At 40.5% G+C, this 16,193-nt stretch carries 17 protein-coding genes; 6 read left to right on the top strand and 11 right to left on the bottom strand.

Going from position 1 to position 16,193, the window contains the following annotated elements; translation table 11 throughout:
- The first annotated feature begins 99 nt into the window (after window positions 1-99).
- The 5 genes from MHH26_RS13140 to MHH26_RS13120 all read left to right on the top strand — a co-directional run bounded on the left by MHH26_RS13140 (window position 100) and on the right by MHH26_RS13120 (window position 4,682).
- Window positions 100-1,014, top strand: a complete 915-nt coding sequence (locus MHH26_RS13140) for a polyprenyl synthetase family protein (RefSeq protein ID WP_340973639.1) — start codon at window positions 100-102, stop codon at window positions 1,012-1,014.
- Window positions 1,011-1,181, top strand: coding sequence for a competence pheromone ComX (locus MHH26_RS13135; protein ID WP_080869541.1), 171 nt, complete (start codon window positions 1,011-1,013; stop codon window positions 1,179-1,181). Before MHH26_RS13140 ends, MHH26_RS13135 begins: the two co-directional genes overlap by 4 nt.
- Window positions 1,182-1,234: 53 nt before the next feature.
- Window positions 1,235-3,547 (top strand): ATP-binding protein, encoded by a 2,313-nt coding sequence (locus MHH26_RS13130; RefSeq protein WP_340973638.1) that lies wholly within the window; start codon window positions 1,235-1,237, stop codon window positions 3,545-3,547.
- 80 nt (window positions 3,548-3,627) lie between these two features.
- On the top strand, window positions 3,628-4,269 hold the full coding sequence (locus tag MHH26_RS13125) for a response regulator transcription factor (protein ID WP_058013793.1): 642 nt from the start codon (window positions 3,628-3,630) through the stop codon (window positions 4,267-4,269).
- Window positions 4,270-4,292: 23 nt separating this feature from the next.
- Window positions 4,293-4,682, top strand: coding sequence for a hotdog fold thioesterase (locus tag MHH26_RS13120; RefSeq protein WP_034659822.1), 390 nt, complete (start codon window positions 4,293-4,295; stop codon window positions 4,680-4,682).
- A 106-nt stretch (window positions 4,683-4,788) separates the two neighbouring features.
- Here the strand turns inward: MHH26_RS13120 and mnhG are convergent, their stop codons facing one another.
- Genes mnhG through MHH26_RS13085 form a run of 7 tightly spaced genes read right to left on the bottom strand, consistent with a single transcriptional unit; the run spans window position 4,789 to window position 10,559 of the window.
- Window positions 4,789-5,163 (bottom strand): monovalent cation/H(+) antiporter subunit G, encoded by a 375-nt coding sequence (mnhG, locus tag MHH26_RS13115; RefSeq protein WP_003213369.1) that lies wholly within the window; start codon window positions 5,161-5,163, stop codon window positions 4,789-4,791.
- The gene (locus MHH26_RS13110; protein ID WP_008345849.1) at window positions 5,147-5,428 is read right to left on the bottom strand and encodes a Na(+)/H(+) antiporter subunit F1; all 282 of its coding nucleotides are present in this window, start codon (window positions 5,426-5,428) and stop codon (window positions 5,147-5,149) included. Before MHH26_RS13110 ends, mnhG begins: the two co-directional genes overlap by 17 nt.
- Window positions 5,428-5,907 (bottom strand): Na+/H+ antiporter subunit E, encoded by a 480-nt coding sequence (locus MHH26_RS13105; RefSeq protein WP_034659819.1) that lies wholly within the window; start codon window positions 5,905-5,907, stop codon window positions 5,428-5,430. Before MHH26_RS13105 ends, MHH26_RS13110 begins: the two co-directional genes overlap by 1 nt.
- Window positions 5,908-5,913: 6 nt before the next feature.
- The gene (locus MHH26_RS13100; RefSeq protein ID WP_034659818.1) at window positions 5,914-7,392 is read right to left on the bottom strand and encodes a Na+/H+ antiporter subunit D; all 1,479 of its coding nucleotides are present in this window, start codon (window positions 7,390-7,392) and stop codon (window positions 5,914-5,916) included.
- Window positions 7,385-7,726, bottom strand: coding sequence for a Na(+)/H(+) antiporter subunit C (locus MHH26_RS13095; RefSeq protein ID WP_003213576.1), 342 nt, complete (start codon window positions 7,724-7,726; stop codon window positions 7,385-7,387). The genes MHH26_RS13100 and MHH26_RS13095 overlap by 8 nt, the downstream gene beginning before the upstream one ends.
- A complete protein-coding gene (locus MHH26_RS13090) occupies window positions 7,726-8,157 on the bottom strand; it encodes a Na(+)/H(+) antiporter subunit B (RefSeq protein WP_034317176.1) in 432 nt (143 codons plus the stop codon). Before MHH26_RS13090 ends, MHH26_RS13095 begins: the two co-directional genes overlap by 1 nt.
- Complete coding sequence (locus tag MHH26_RS13085; protein ID WP_340973636.1) at window positions 8,154-10,559, bottom strand: Na+/H+ antiporter subunit A; 2,406 nt, start codon at window positions 10,557-10,559, stop codon at window positions 8,154-8,156. Before MHH26_RS13085 ends, MHH26_RS13090 begins: the two co-directional genes overlap by 4 nt.
- Window positions 10,560-10,778: 219 nt before the next feature.
- On the opposite strand from MHH26_RS13085, the gene MHH26_RS13080 reads away from it, so the two are divergent.
- Window positions 10,779-10,988, top strand: a complete 210-nt coding sequence (locus MHH26_RS13080; RefSeq protein ID WP_334750395.1) for a hypothetical protein — start codon at window positions 10,779-10,781, stop codon at window positions 10,986-10,988.
- A gap of 72 nt (window positions 10,989-11,060) precedes the next feature.
- Here MHH26_RS13080 and MHH26_RS13075 read toward each other — a convergent pair whose 3' ends face one another.
- The 4 genes from MHH26_RS13075 to MHH26_RS13060 form a co-directional block, all read right to left on the bottom strand.
- Window positions 11,061-12,398 (bottom strand): 2-hydroxycarboxylate transporter family protein, encoded by a 1,338-nt coding sequence (locus MHH26_RS13075; RefSeq protein WP_003213451.1) that lies wholly within the window; start codon window positions 12,396-12,398, stop codon window positions 11,061-11,063.
- A 175-nt stretch (window positions 12,399-12,573) separates the two neighbouring features.
- A complete protein-coding gene (locus tag MHH26_RS13070) occupies window positions 12,574-13,533 on the bottom strand; it encodes an ABC transporter permease (protein ID WP_060597207.1) in 960 nt (319 codons plus the stop codon).
- On the bottom strand, window positions 13,534-14,580 hold the full coding sequence (locus MHH26_RS13065; RefSeq protein WP_003212654.1) for an ABC transporter permease: 1,047 nt from the start codon (window positions 14,578-14,580) through the stop codon (window positions 13,534-13,536).
- Window positions 14,573-16,108 (bottom strand): ABC transporter ATP-binding protein, encoded by a 1,536-nt coding sequence (locus tag MHH26_RS13060; RefSeq protein WP_034659811.1) that lies wholly within the window; start codon window positions 16,106-16,108, stop codon window positions 14,573-14,575. The genes MHH26_RS13065 and MHH26_RS13060 overlap by 8 nt, the downstream gene beginning before the upstream one ends.
- Between the last annotated feature and the right edge of the window lie 85 nt (window positions 16,109-16,193).

Below are 16,193 nucleotides of genomic sequence, written 5' to 3'. Positions count from 1 at the left end.
ATATATTATTATATAATTGTTAAATAGTGATGTCAGTGGACATCTGCTCATGTCTTTTTAGTAAAATAAAAGGCGGAAGGGTGAGGTACAAGAGCGAGTATGCTAAACTATCTAGAGAATACAAAAATCAAGCAGAATATGTCTGATTTTATTCAACATGCAGTCAGGCAGAAGGATTTACAACAACTGCTTCTAGAATTTACAGATAGAAAGAATGAATTTCCCTTTGGGCAATTGGCTTACAAGCATTATGAGGCATTTGGCGGACAAGACAAGCAAGCGATTACACAATTGGCAGCAGGGATTGAACTTCTCATTTTATCAGCCGATATATTAGATGATATTGAAGATCAGGACAATGATTCGTATCCTTGGATGAACGTCGACCAAGGAGTCGCCATCAATGCTTCTACGTATTTGTATACGCTGAGTACCCAATTCATCATATCAATAGGTGAAAATGATTCTCAACTAATTGAGAAACTGTTCCAACTCATCAAATGGTCAATGGAAGGACAACATGAGGATTTGCGTCATATGCATGAAACAGAAGAAGAGTGTGTAGAGGTGTTAAGGAAAAAATCAGGATCATTAACAGCTCTTTCTAGTGTACTGGGTGTTTATTTAGCGACGAGAAAAATCAACTCAACTGTGGAATCATATTCAATATATTATGGTGTTGCTGAACAGATCAGTAACGATTTTTTTGCGTTATTATCGAAAACAAACGGAGATTTTCTAAAAAAACAAACGCTGGCATTTAGTTATTTACAAAGAGGTTTTAACGATGCCAGTCAAGAGCTTCTTACGTTCTTTTCCGGTCGTTTAGATGAGTCAGAACAAAAGTCATTTCAGCTGAAGCAGAAATTACTTGAAGCTGGTTTGACTCAGTACATGGTATCAATGAGAGAGATTATGCTGTTAAAAATGAGGCAAGGGATTGAACAACTTGATTTACCTAAAACAAATAAGGAACAATTGTATGCATTTATGACAAAGGAGGGCAATGATTGAACATTCAAAATGTTATTGCATATTTAATGAATAATCCTAGTGTTGTGAATGAATTGGACTTAGGGAATGCAAGTTTAATTCACACAGATGAGCAAACCATGAAAGCAATCATTCAGGGCATTAAAAAAGGGCAAATGTCTGCAGATTATATATGGTACTATAAATGATACTATTCATTTAAAAATGATTTAAAAGTTCTCCAGTTAAGGATGTTTTATACATGAAGATAACTTATACGAAACTATCTGCTTTTTTGGTTTTTCTGTCTTTTTTATTTGTGATCTATGTTTCATATATTTATGTATTTGATATTTTTAATGGAGCACATGTAGCGGAGAACAAGAACGGTCAAGCAGAAGTTGTCAAAGTTGAATATCTTTCTTTAGCCTACACATCAGGATTAGAAGAAGGAGATATTATACTTAAAATCAATGGGGAACCTGCTAACAAAAAAGATCATTTGATCAATGGTGAGCTTAGGAATGTGCAAAGAATTGATATTCAAAGAGGCAACCAAATGATCACCCTTAAAAATAAGACATTGATTGGTCAAGAAAGTTTATTTGTCTATTTAATTCCTCTCGTCCTGTATTCAATATGTTTATTTTGTATCTTCTTTATCATTAGAATTAACAAAGAGACCCAACGGAAATCAGCATTTCTTTTAGTTTTATTTTTATTAACGATTTGTATCGGGTATCTTAGTGCAGGTACTTCAGGTATTGGTGAAAGATTTAGCCATTATGTGATCGTATTTTGTTTATCAAGTGTATTTATCTTTTATATTCATTTCATTTATCAGTATTTTAAAGAGTTTAACTTGCATATAACAAATCAAAAAACAATTCGCCTTTTATATAGTCTTCCAGTAATTAATCTATTGATAGAGCTAGCAGTTCCAATAGATTCAGCGATAGCAAGATACATGCCAAGTTTAAATCTTTTATTCTTTTTCGCTTCTATTATCATGTCATTCAAAGTGATTATCAATGGAATGCGGAAATATAAAGAGACAGAGCAGGGGTCTGTTTTAAAGTTTTTTGTCATGATTAATATCATAGCATTCTGTCCATTTATATTTTTATTTGCAATACCATATGTTTTGTTTCGTATTTATGTGGTAGATCCCTTTTTCTTGACTTCTTTTGTCTTGCTTATTCCTTTTTCTCTAGTGTACCAATTCATGACGAACAAACTTTACAATATGGATTTTTTGATTAGCAGACTGAGGTACTATGGCTTTCTAGCCATCACACCGACCATTTTTGTTGTTGTCACGTTTTATATTCTGCAAAAACCAGAAGATTTGAAGTACACACTGAAGCTCGCATTAATCACCTACGCGCTCATGCTGGCTGTTTTCTATTTCAAAGAAATTCTAGATTTCCGTTTTCGTCTGAAGCGTTTTTCAGAGAAGCATAATTACCAGGACAGCGTGTTTAAATTTACGCAGCTTATTCGTGAGGCGTCATCACTTCATCAAGTGCTGTATCATTTGAAATACACCATTTTAGAAGTGCTTGTTGTTAATAAAGCCTTTGTGCTTGAAGTGAAGCCAGATGGACAAATTGAAGAGATTGATGAATCTTCAGGTGATAGCAATCTATGGAAAGAGTATGTGGATCAATTTCAGGATATTTTAGGGGAAGTCGGGAAAATCATTGAGCTTGATAAAGGGTTTATGATGAAAATTGGCGAGCGGGGCGGTCACTCGTTTATGATTTGCTGTTTATCCAATTTACAGACACCTAAATTGACGCGTGATGAGATTTCTTGGCTGAAAACATTGGCTTTTTATACAAGTGTCAGTTTAGAAAATGTCGTCAAGATCGAAGAATTGATGGAGCATCTTGAAGATTTGAAGCAGCGTGAAGCGAATCCTGCTTGGCTGAAAAAAGTCATGTTTGCGATGGAAGAAAAACAGCGCTCCGATTTAGCGAGGGATCTTCATGATTCCGTGCTGCAGGATTTGATATCGCTGAAAAGACAGTCAGAGATGTTTTTAACGAATTTCCAAAACGATCAATGCCCAACGTCTATTGAACAATCGCTTATCTCATGGAATGAACAAATGTCTAAGGTGATTCAAACCACGAGAGAAACATGTCATGAACTTCGGCCGCAGCTGCTGTACGATTTAGGTTTAGTCAAGGCGATGTCGAAGCTGACTTCTCAAATTCAGGAGGAAGCACCGTTTCATATCCGGCTGAATACAACACGCTTTGATAAAGAACTGGACATTGATATTGATTCACAGCTGAATATTTACCGAATTGTTCAGGAGCTGTTATCCAATGCCCTGAAGCACTCCCAAGCCACTCAAGTGTTAGTGATGCTGATTTGTATTAAAGATCAGGTTGTTCTTCACTACGAGGATGATGGAGTCGGTTTTGATTCAAGCCATCTTGATCAGCACACCATGAGCATGGGCCTCTCGGGAATCAGAGAACGAGTCAAGGCATTAAATGGGAAGCTTCACATTCACACAGCCCCAGAAAAAGGACTGAAGGTGAAAATTGAAATGGAATTGTAACGATTTATTAAGGAATAAGACTTGGCATCTGCCAAGTCTTTTATATAAAATGGAAGTGAGTGATTTAAAGGGAGGAAGACATGAAGAAGATATTGGTCATTGATGATCATCCGGCTGTCATGGAAGGGACAAAAAGCATATTAGAATCAGATCAGCAGCTATCAGTCGATTGTTTAAGTCCTGATGCAGAAGCCGCCTTTTTAAAGACGCATGACTTTTCCATCTATGATGTGATTTTGATGGATTTAAATCTCGGGGATATCAATGGAATGGACATTGCGAAACAAATTCTAGAAACCAACCAGCAAGTGAAAATTATCATTTATACAGGGTATGAAGTAGATGATTATTTTGAAGAGGCCATTCGGGCTGGATTGCACGGTGCAATTAGTAAAACAGAGACAAAAGACAAAATTATTGAATACATACACCGCACATTGCAAGGAGAAGTTGTCATTCAGCTATCCTATTTAAAGAAATTAATTTCACAGCAGCAAGAAAAGCCAGAACAGGCGCAGCAGACCGATCATGAGCTGTTAACAGAGCGAGAGTGTTTGATCCTCAGAGAAGTGGAAAAAGGATACACGAACCAAGAGATTGCCGATGTGCTTCATTTGAGCAAACGCTCGATTGAATACAGCTTGACGTCCATCTTTAATAAGCTGAATGTCGGCTCTCGAACCGAAGCGGTGTTAATTGCAAAATCTGAAAGTGTGCTGTAAACGTGTGAAGGGAGAGAACCCTGATGGAAGTGAGTGGATCAAATACACTGCTTGAGGCACTTGGGATTGAGATTGTAGAGTGTAATAAGTCACGATGCGTGGCGACAATGCCAGTCGATCACAGAACAAAACAGCCATTTGGACTGCTGCACGGAGGAGCATCTGCTGCTCTAGCAGAAACAGTGGCAAGCATGGGGGCTGCGGCTCATTTAGACTTAACTCAGCAAGTTTGCTCAGGGATTGAAATCAATGCCAATCATTTAAAATCTGTACGTGATGGAGTAGTGACAGCGACGGCTGTTCCTGTACATGTAGGGCGCCGTACAATGGTATTTCAAATTGATATTAAAGATGATCGGGACCGGCACATCTGTACGTCAAGATGCACACTTGCTGTCATTGATCGCATATAAAAAAGCTCCCGGTGCAGCGGAAGCTTTTTTTAGGTTGGATTGATCCATAAAATGTTTTTTTATAGAAATAAAAGAAGGACCTCACATGTGAGGTCCTTCTTTCGGTTTATAAGTACGAGTCTTCTTTTCGTTTAATCACGAAGTTACGAAAACCACCATAATCATCTTGTACACTTCGTTTGTCCATCTTGACTCCAGTATTGTAGGCGGCTCTTCCGATCAAGTGTGCGCCGACCGGAGCTGTTAAAAAGATAAAGACAATCCCAAGTAGAATCTTCGCAGAAATAATGCCTGCAAGAAACCATTCGTGAAAGAATACCCCAACTAATATGAGGACAACACCAAGTGTCGATGCTTTTGATGCAGCATGCATTCGTGTATAAACATCTGGCAGGCGAAGAACGCCAATGGCTGAAATGAGACAAAGGATGGCGCCAAGCAGGATAAAGAAAATGACAATAGCTTTAGCGATGACGATCATTTTCAATCACTTCCCCTTTCTCAAGGAATTTGGAAAAAGCGACAGTGCCGATAAAGGCAAGGATACCGAGCAGTAAAATAATTTCAAAGAACGTTGTCGTTTTCAGCAAAATGGAAACGATGGCTGTCATCCCAATTAAATTGATTCCTATCGCATCAAGTGCACTTACACGATCAGGAATAGAGGGACCTTTGATAACCCGTATAACAAAAAGAAGGGTGGACAGTGCAAGAATGCCAAGTGACATTTGTAATATGAGCTCCATTACTTACCACTCACCTCCTGAATCGCTTTTTCAAATGAAACCCGGATATCGTGAATGGCTTTTTCTGCATCTTCAATATCCATCGCATGAATGTACAAAATTGAACGATCATCAGAAATATCAATGACGAGTGTACCTGGTGTCAATGTAATCATGTTAGCCAGTATGGTGATTTCCCAATCCGTTTTCAAGTCCGTACGAAAGGCGAAAATACCGGGCTTAATTGTGAGCTTTGGAGATAATACGGTCTTTAATACACTTAAATTGGCAAGAAGCAGCTCCCGAATAAAAATCAATACGAGCTTGAAAATCGCAAAAAGGGCATAGCCGTAAAAACGCTGCGGGAAAAATCGCCGAAACATAAAGATGGCGACCATCCCTAGTACAAAGCCTGATACAAAGTCTGCGGCTCTGTAAGTATCATTCATAAACATCCATGTAAAGGCGAGGAGAGCGTTTAGTAATATTTGAAAGGCCATGTTCATCTACTCCTTCAGCACAGCTTGAATATATTTTTCTGGTGTTGATAGCATTTCCGCTGCTTGATTGATATAAGGGGCAATGAACTCTGTCCCTAACCCAATGGCAAGCGACAAGATCACAAGCAGTACGCCAGGGTACACCATTCCTTTAATCGACGGTTTCCTTCTTCGCATATCTTGTTCCTCGCCCCAAAATGCGAGCATGAAGATTCTCATAATCGAATAAAGGACAAGAAGGCTGGACAGTAAGACAAGGATAGAAAAGGTCATGTGTCCAGCAGAAAAACCACCTTCTACAATCTTTAGCTTTCCAACAAAACCACTCAGCGGCGGAATTCCTGCCAGTGATAAAGCCGAAATGAAAAACATCCACCCTAGTAAAGGCTGAGATTGAATCAGCCCGCCCATCTTTTTCAAGTGGTTTGTGCCAGCGTACACGAAGAGTGCACCTGCCAGCATAAATAAAGCGCCTTTAATCACCATGTCATGAATGAGATAATAAATGGCCCCTTGGAGTGAGGCAGGTGTATTGGCTGCAATCCCAAACAAAATGACCCCCACGGCTGTGACAATGTTATAGATCACGATCTTTTGCACATCAGAATAAGCAATAGAGCCAATCACACCGAATATCACTGTTAGAGCGGCAAACCAAGCCATGAGTGTATGTGTAAACCCTGTATCATGTATAAAAATTAACGTAAAGACTCTGGCAATCGCATATAAGCCAACCTTTGTCAGCAGTGCGCCAAATAGAGCAGAAATAGCCGCTGGCGGTGCATGATATGATCCTGGCAGCCAGAAATAAAGCGGGAAGATCCCAGCTTTTAAGCCAAATACAATGAGGAACAGAATGGAAATGACAGTGATTAATCCTGTTTGCCCTGATTCAGCGATCTTCACACTTAAATCAGCCATATTCAGTGTACCAGTGACTGCATATAAACAAGCGACACCGACGATAAATAAAGCCGATGAGATGATGTTAAACACAATGTATTTGAGTGATTCACGAAGCTGAGGCTTTGAACCGCCTAACACAATGAGCATGTAAGACGCCATTAGCAGTAACTCAAAAAATACAAACAGGTTGAAAATATCGCCTGTTAAAAAGGCCCCACTTACGCCAGCTAACAAAAACTGCACGCCAGAGTAATAGAACAGCCGCTCCTTTTCCTTCCCAATCGTTTGAAAGGAGAAAAGAACTGTCACTAGCCCAACGACGGAAGCGGTCAGCACAAGGAGCGCAGCAAACTGATCGGCCACAAGGGCAATCCCAAATGGTGCTTTCCAGCCTCCTAAATAGAGGGTTTGAATCCCATTTGTAAAAATGGTTTGGACTAAATACACATTACAGACAATGGCTGAGAGCGAAGCAAACACACTAAAGCCTCTTGACAGCATGATGTTCTTATTCATAAAGATCAATAGTGTAGCAGCTAATAATGGAATTAAAATAGGCAGGATCACGAGATTATTCATGCTGATCATTTCCTCTCATTTGATCCATGTCATCTGTTCGCAGCTCTTGGAAGGCACGGAAGGCCATGACAAGTAAAAAGGATGTCACACCAAAAGCAATGACAATGGCTGTTAAAATTAATGCTTGTGGTAATGGATCTACATAGGATGTGAGCCCCTCTTTTAAAATAGGAGGAGCTCCTTTTTTTAAGCCGCCCATTGTTAAAAGAAGCAAATGGACGCCGTGACTCAAAACAGCAGTACCGACGATGACCCGCAGAAGGCTTTTTGAAAGCATTAAATAGGTCGCCGCCATAAAAATTATACCGACGATAATAGACATTAGAAATTCCATTATTCCTTCTCTCCAATCGTTTGAATAATGGTCATGGTGACACCGACAACAACCAAATACACACCGATATCAAACAGTACGGCTGTCGCCAGTTCTGTTTTCCCTAAAAACGGCAGTTGGAAATAATCAAATGCATGGGATAGAAAAGGTGCACCGAATAGAAATGATCCCATACCCGTCAGGATCGCGACGAGCAGCCCGGTCGCTGCAACATAAATAAAGTTAAAGGGCAGAATACGTCTCACTGTTTTCAGATCATAGGCTAAAAGCAGAAGAACGACAGCCCCAGCACTCATCAGGCCGCCAATGAACCCCCCGCCAGGATTGTTATGTCCCGCAAGAAATAAGTGAAGGGAAAAAAGCAGGATGATGAATGCTGTGATTTTTGTTGTGACTTGTAAGAGCATATCATTCGTATCAATCTTCCTCATCGCCGCACGCCTCTCTTCCGTTTTCCTTGTGCCTTTAATAATCCATAAATACCGAGTGCCGCAATGGCAAGTACGGTAATTTCAAAGAGTGTATCAAAGCCCCTGAAATCAACAAGGATGACATTGACAATGTTGTCTCCGCCTGCAAGCTTGTAGCTGTTTTCAATAAAGTAAGACGCAATCGTATCAAGTGACTGATTGCTTGTTGAAGCGAAAGCAAGGCATGTCACAATGACACCAACACCTACTGAAATAATGAGATTGGTCATTTTAAATTTCCTTGTTTTTTGCTTCATGCTCAGCTTTGGCAAGTGATAGAAGCAAAGTAAAAACAGTGCCACAGAAATTGTTTCAATAATTAACTGGGTGAGGGCAAGGTCAGGTGCCCTGAAAATAACAAAAAATAGTGACAGCGTATACCCCATGACACCTAGCCCGATAATGGCTGTTAAGCGAGAACGAGCAAACACAGTCGTGAGGGTTGCTGCTATCATCACTAATGACAGAATGACCTCGTACGTGCCGATTGGAGCAGCATGTTCCATATTAAATGAGAAGGCATTCTGATAAAACATGACACTCCCAAGCACGATAATCATAAACCCAAACACATAGACAAGGTAATCACGAAGGAAACCGGTCATATAACTGTTCGTCAGGCGATAGGAGCCTTTTTCTAAGCCGATCAGTGAACGGTCATATAAGGAGTTAAATGACCATTTCTCCTTAAATATGTTGTACATTGGACGCCATTTCGACAACGTCAAATATCCGATAATCCCTAAAGCTACAACACCTATTGTCATATAAAGCTCTGGCTGAAAGCCGTGCCATGCTTCAATTTTGACAACAAACCGTTTTCCTGGATCAATCGCATCGGGAATAATGGCTGCAATCGCAGGTTCAATGACAGAATAAGCTAGAATATTTGGGAAGAAGAAAAAGGTGACCACAAGTGCAGCAAGGATAATTGGCGGGATGAGCATACCAATCGGTGCTTCATGCGGCTTTTTTTCTAATTGATCTAACTGAAGATTGCCTCTAAATGTTTTAAAGAGAAGCATCATACTGTAAATGAACGTAAAGACACTAGCGAGCCAAGCAATCGCAGGGAAAATAGCGCCCCATGTTGAAATGTCAGTAAAGCTGATCTCAGAAATGCGCAGCATACTTGTGAAAAACAGCTCTTTACTTAAGAAGCCGTTAAATGGCGGGAGTCCAGCCATTGAGAATGTACCGATTAACGTAATCGTAAAGGTAATCGGCATGATGGTCATTAAACCGCCTAATTTCCTAATGTCACGAGTGCCTGTTTCGTGATCGATAATACCTGCTGCCATAAAGAGACTGCCTTTAAACGTAGCATGGTTAATGAGGTGAAAAATAGCAGCAAGAACGGTTGCGCCAAAAAAGGCAGGATTGTTTTCATGAATCGCAGCTGCTCCTACACCCAGCATAAGCATAATCATCCCGAGCTGACTAACGGTAGAAAAGGCAAGAATGGCTTTTAAATCGTTTTGACGAACGGCGTGGAATGATCCCCAAAATAATGTCACAAGTCCAACGATGGATATGGTCCAAAACCACACCTCTGAAATAGCAAAGATTGGACTGAAGCGGGCAACAAGATAAATACCAGCTTTCACCATCGTAGCAGAATGCAGATAACTGCTCACAGGGGTAGGTGCTTCCATTGCATCAGGCAGCCAGATATAAAATGGGAACTGCGCTGATTTCGTAAAGGCACCAAGTAAGATCAGAATCATGGCAGGGATAAAGTAAGGTGATGCCATAATGAGCTGAAGCTGATTGACTGCTTCACGAATACTAAATGAATCAGTAATCAAATAGAGGAGGATAAAACCACCGAGCATAGCTAATCCGCCAAAAACGGTAATCAGCAGTGATTTGGTTGCTCCATATCTAGAGCGTTCCCGCTTATACCAATACCCAATTAAGAGGAAGGAAGAAATACTCGTCAGCTCCCAAAACAAGTAAAGAACCACCATGTTGTCAGATAGAACGACACCGAGCATAGCGGTCATAAACATTAACAAATACGTATAAAAAGAGCCGAGTTGTTCTTTTTCCTTCGATAAGTAGAAAATACTGTACAAGACGACAAGTGCGCCAATACCTGTAATCAATAGCGCAAATAACAAACTAAGACCGTCTACATACACAGTGAAATTCATTCCTAGAGAAGGAATCCATTCGACCTGTGAAAATAACGTTCGTCCATTTGATGTCATCGTAATCATCTGGACAAAATAGCTAAATAATAGAATAGGCAGGATAAGAACAAACCACCCTGTATGTATACGCTTTACGTATTTAAAAAGAAAAGGCACAACAAACGCAAGCAAAAAAGGCGATAGGATGGCGAAGTGAATAAGCTGCAAGAAAATAAACCTCCTTCAATCAATATAAATTCACGTTCTAAAGAACTGGTAAATAAAATTATAGCGTAAATACAGACATAGTGCATTGGTTTGAACTGATTTACAGTAAACTGTATTTGTTTTGAGTTCTTTTGACCACAAAAAATATTTTATCAAAAATGAAACTCATTGTATATTGTTTTGTATTTCGTACATGCTTTTCTTAAAGGAGCTGATTACATGAAACTAAAAGCGGGCATCAGCTTAAGCATATTCTGCACGATTTTAGGAGGAGCATTCTTCATAGAACGAAATGATCAAAAAAGGTGGCAGGCGGAAAGTGAATGGCCGTTGTTTTCAGAACATCTTCTCTATATGACCTATCAAGAGGCAAGACAATATCCATTCCAGCCCAGAGAATATATACGCGTGATCTCTGCCGAAGAATAAAACCCTTATAGGAGAAAAGAAATATAAAAAAAGCATGTGCCCGTAATAGAGCCCATGCTTTTTATTGTTTGATTAAGTAAACATTCTAAGTAAGATTGTTGCGCAGATCACAGTTGCTGCTCCGCCAAGACGTGTAGATACTTGTGCGAAAGGCATCAGACCCATTCTTCCAGAAGCTGAAAGGATCGCAACGTCACCAGTACCGCCAAGTCCGCTGTGACAGCCTGTCACAATCGCAGATTCTACTGGGTACATGTTCATCAATTTCCCAACGAAGTAACCTGAACCAACCATTCCAAGAACGACAGCGATACATACACAAACAAATGGAATAGAAATCACTGTTGCAACATCATCAAGTGGAATGTATAGAATCCCTAGACCGACCATAAGCGGCCATGTAAAGCTTCTTGATACAAACTTGTAGAACTGCTGTGAGCCATCTTGCAGATGCTGAGGCATCACGTTTAAGTATTTGATTAAAGCGGCAAGAACAATCATTAAGATTGGACCTGGAATATGAACAAAGCTTTCTAACAAACCACCAAAAATGAACGTTGTACAAGCAACGAGTACACCAGCACCCATTAACCCGAAATCAACTTTTGGATCCATATCAGGCTGTTCAAAAATTTCATTTGCCTCTTTTGATTTTACAAGACGGCCATTCCCGTTTAGTTCAGGACGTTTTTCACCAAGCTTCTTCATTGCGCCAGCACAGATAATGGCAATGACGTTCCCAATGACGGCAGCAGGAATTAATTGAGAAATTAATGACTCTGCTGATACACCAAGAATTTGTGAATAAGCAATAGATAATGGCAAAATTCCTTCACCAACACCACCGGCAATAATCGGAACAATAATAAAGAAGAACGAATGATGCGGTGTGTAACCAACTAAAAGACCAACAAGAATTCCAGCAGTCACAGCTGCAATTGTACCTGCAACAAGAGGAACAAACATACGAATAAGGCCTTGTACTAAAACAGTTCGCTGCATCCCAAGAATACTACCTACTACAAGAGCAGAAATATAGAAGTAAAGGAAGTTCGACGTTTTCATAAGAGACGTAACCGCTTCCAACGAGTTCGGATTCAGAACATGAAAAAAGACCAGGAACGATGGTACGAATAAAGAAAGAATCGCCGGTCCACCAATATCTTTTAAGATCGGAATACGTTGTCCTATATCTCCAAGGAAAATCCCCAAAATCATAATAACAGCGAAACCACCAAGCATATTTGCTGGAATTTTATTAAAATAAGCGGCAGTTAAAATAATCGCTGCAAGTACTAAATACACAGGTAAGTCAATAACACCAATTTTCCAAGACATGATCTTACGGAAAACGCTTTTATTATTGTCAGAATCGTCTGTAATCGATTTCAATTGTTGTGTATTAGCCACATAAACACCCCCAAATGCTATTTGACTCAATTGTAGAAGATTCTGTGACACTCATCTATTTATTAAACTAAATTAAGTGTAATAAAAGTAAAATAAACAGGAGTTTTTATGTTTTTATCATACAAAAATCCCCTGAAGGTAGTTTGTCCTTCAGAGGATTGAACATACATCGTATTTATCGTTTTCCTTTTAAATAAGGGGTCCCAAGTGCTTTCGGTGCATCTGCCCGGCCGATGAAGCCAGTGAGTGCTAGGATGGTAAGCACATATGGTGCAATGAGCATATACACGTTCGGTATATCTTGGAATAGCGGCAGGAGAGAGCCAATGATGCTTAAACTTTGAGCAAATCCAAAGAATAAAGCAGCGCCCATTGCGCCGAATGGGTGCCATTTACCGAAGACAAGCGCAGCTAGTGCGATGAAGCCTTGTCCAGTAATGGTAGCATGTGAGAAATCAAGTGCGATGGTCGACGCATAAACAGCTCCGCCAAGACCACCAAACAGTCCACTAATAAAGACGCCGATATAGCGCATCCGGTACACTTTGATTCCCATTGTATCAGCAGCCATTGGATGTTCTCCGACTGCACGAAGACGAAGACCAAACGGCATTTTAAATAAAACAAACCAAGCAACAACCGCAAGCGCTAATGCCAGTATGGACGTATAATAAACATCTTTAAAGAATATATCGCCAATTATCGGAATGTCACTTAAAAGGGGAATATCACCTTTATAGAAAGGCTCTGTAATTTTATCTGTTTGTGCTTTCCCGTAAATGAGTTTCACGACAAACAGCGTAGCGCCAAGTGCCAGCATGTTAATAGCAACACCACTGACCGTTTGATCAGCCCGGAATGTAATGGTCGCAACTGCATGAATCAAAGAGAACAATCCGCCAATTGCCATACCGACGAGGAGCCCAAGCCACGGGGTCAAGGCCCCAAACGTATCAGCATAAAATAAGTTAAAGATAATACTAGAAAATGCTCCGACGACCATCAAACCTTCAAGACCGATATTCACAACACCTGATCTTTCTGAAAAGACGCCTCCAAGAGCGGTTAAAATAAGTGGTGCAGCATAGACAAGTGTTGCTGGGACGATGATTTCAAGAATTTGCAGAAATCCCACTTATTTTCCCCCCTTTTTCTTCATTTGGTTCATCACAAGACGGATAATATAGCTTGAGGCGACGAAAAGAATAATGATCGCTATGACAATATCAACGACCTCAGTCGGTACGCCAGATTCAAGCGGCATATTTAAAGCACCGACCTTCAATCCACCAAGCAGCAGTGCAGCAAGAACAACACCAACAGCAGTATTTCCACCTAATAAAGCGACGGCGATTCCATCAAAACCTACACCGGTAAAAGAGCCTTTAATTGAAGCATATTCAAATGTACCAAGACCTTCCATTGCGCCTGCAAGACCTGCAAAAGCACCTGAAATGAGCATCGCATAAATGATATTGCGGCGAACGTTCATACCGGCATAATGGGAGGCCTGCTGGTTCATTCCAACAGCCCGCAATTCAAAGCCTTTAGAGGTTTTTTGAATAATGACCCACATCACGACCGCAGCAATAATGGCAACAAAAATACCATTATGCATCCGGGAGAAATCGGTGATTTGTTCAAAGAAACCAGAGCGAAGCGAGGCAGTGGCATCGATTTTTTCTGTTTTATCTTTATTATTTGTTAAGACATTTGAGATCAGATAATTTGTAACATGAAGGGCAATGTAGTTCATCATGATCGTGACAATCACTTCATGAACATAAAAACGAGCCTTTAAAAACCCAGGAATAAAGCCCCATAATGCACCAGCAGCAGCTGCTGTGATGAGGGCAAGCGGCAGATGGATATACATAGGTGCATGGACAGTTGTACCGATCCATACAGCAGCTACCCAGCCAATCAGCATTTGACCTTCTACACCGATATTAAAGAGACCAGTCCGAAATGCAAAAGCAACAGCAAGTCCTGATAAAATGTAAGGTGTAACTTGTCTGATGGTTTCTCCCATATAATAGGTTTCACCGAAGACGCCATTCCAAAGGGCGCCATAGCCTTCGATGACACTATAACCGCTTGCCAGCATAATAATGGCCCCAACAAAAAGACCAAGTACAATGGCTATAAGCGGAATTAGCAGATTTGTTAAGCGATTAGACATTTGCTTCGTTCCCCACTTCCTGTTGCGTACTTCCAGCCATTAATAGACCAAGCTCTTGCTCTGTTGTTTCTTTTGGATCAACGATGGCAATAATGCTGCCTTCGAAAATAACAGCGATCTTATCACTGACATTGATAATTTCATCAAGCTCAAAGGAGATGAGCAGGACGGCTTTCCCTGAGTCCCTTTGCTCAATCAGACGCTTATGAACAAATTCAATTGCACCAACATCAAGTCCTCGTGTCGGCTGAGCGGCAATTAATAAATCAGGATTGCGGTCAACTTCTCGGCCAATAATGGCTTTTTGCTGGTTCCCGCCTGACAGGGCGCGTGCCTCTGTATATTCACTCGGTGTTCTTACGTCATACTCCGCAATGATTCGTTTTGCTTTTTGGTAAATATTTTTCATATTCATCAAGCCAAATTTTGAGTATGGGCGCTGATAATACGTTTGTAAGGAAATATTTTCTCCAATTGAAAAATCAAGCACCAGTCCGTGTTTATGACGGTCTTGAGGAATATGTCCAATTCCAGATTCGGTCACCTTCCGAGGCGGAAGGTTTTGAATGGCTTTCCCGTTTAGCATGATCGTGCCAGACTCTGATTTTTTTAGACCAGTAATGGCTTCAATTAATTCAGATTGACCATTGCCATCTACTCCAGCAATTCCGACAATTTCGCCAGCCTTCACTGAGAGGTTGAGATGTTTGACTGCCTCAATTCCTCGCGCGTCTTTTACCGTAAGGTCTTGAATTTGAAGCACTTCCTCAGCAGGGGAGGCGTCTTTTTTGTCTGTTTTAAATGAAACTTCACGACCGACCATGAGGCTCGCAAGTTCATCTTTATTTGTGCTTTCCACATCAAGTGTACGAATGCCTTGGCCTTTTCGGATAATGGTCACACGGTGACAGGCATCCATAATTTCTTTCAGCTTATGGGTAATTAAAATAATGGATTTGCCTTCATTGATTAAGTTTTTCATAATTTGTATGAGTTCTTTGATTTCTTGAGGTGTTAAGACGGCTGTTGGTTCGTCGAAGATCAAAATGTCAGCGCCGCGGTAAAGTGTTTTTAAGATTTCTGCACGCTGCTGCATGCCGACAGAGATGTCAGATACTTTTGCGGCAGGGTCTATTTTTAAACCATAGCGGTCAGAAAGCTCTTGTACTTGCTGTATGGCTTGTTCTTTGTCGATCTTTCCAAACTTCTTAGGCTCTTTTCCTAAGATGATGTTTTCAGCGACGGTGAATGTATCGACAAGCATAAAGTGTTGATGCACCATACCGATGCCTAAATCACTTGCATCATTTGGGCTAGAAATGGTTACAGGTTTTCCGTGAACCTTGATTTCACCTTTTTCAGGCTGGTAAAGACCGAAAAGCACGTTCATAAGCGTTGATTTTCCAGCGCCGTTTTCACCAAGCAGCGCATGAATTTCGCCCTTTTTTAGCTGCAGCGTAATGTTGTCGTTTGCTACAATGCCAGGGAACTCTTTGCGTATATTCAACATTTCAATGACATAATCCACAGGTTTAACCGCTCCTTTTTTAGGGTGCTGATAAAGATAAAAACTAGCAAAAGAAAAGCTGCAAAGCGAGGCTGCAGCTTTTCTT

Origin of the sequence: Bacillus sp. FSL K6-2839, from assembly GCF_038003365.1 — a bacterium.
Lineage (GTDB): Bacteria > Bacillota > Bacilli > Bacillales > Bacillaceae > Bacillus.
This window is presented reverse-complemented; position numbering and strand designations above follow the sequence as displayed.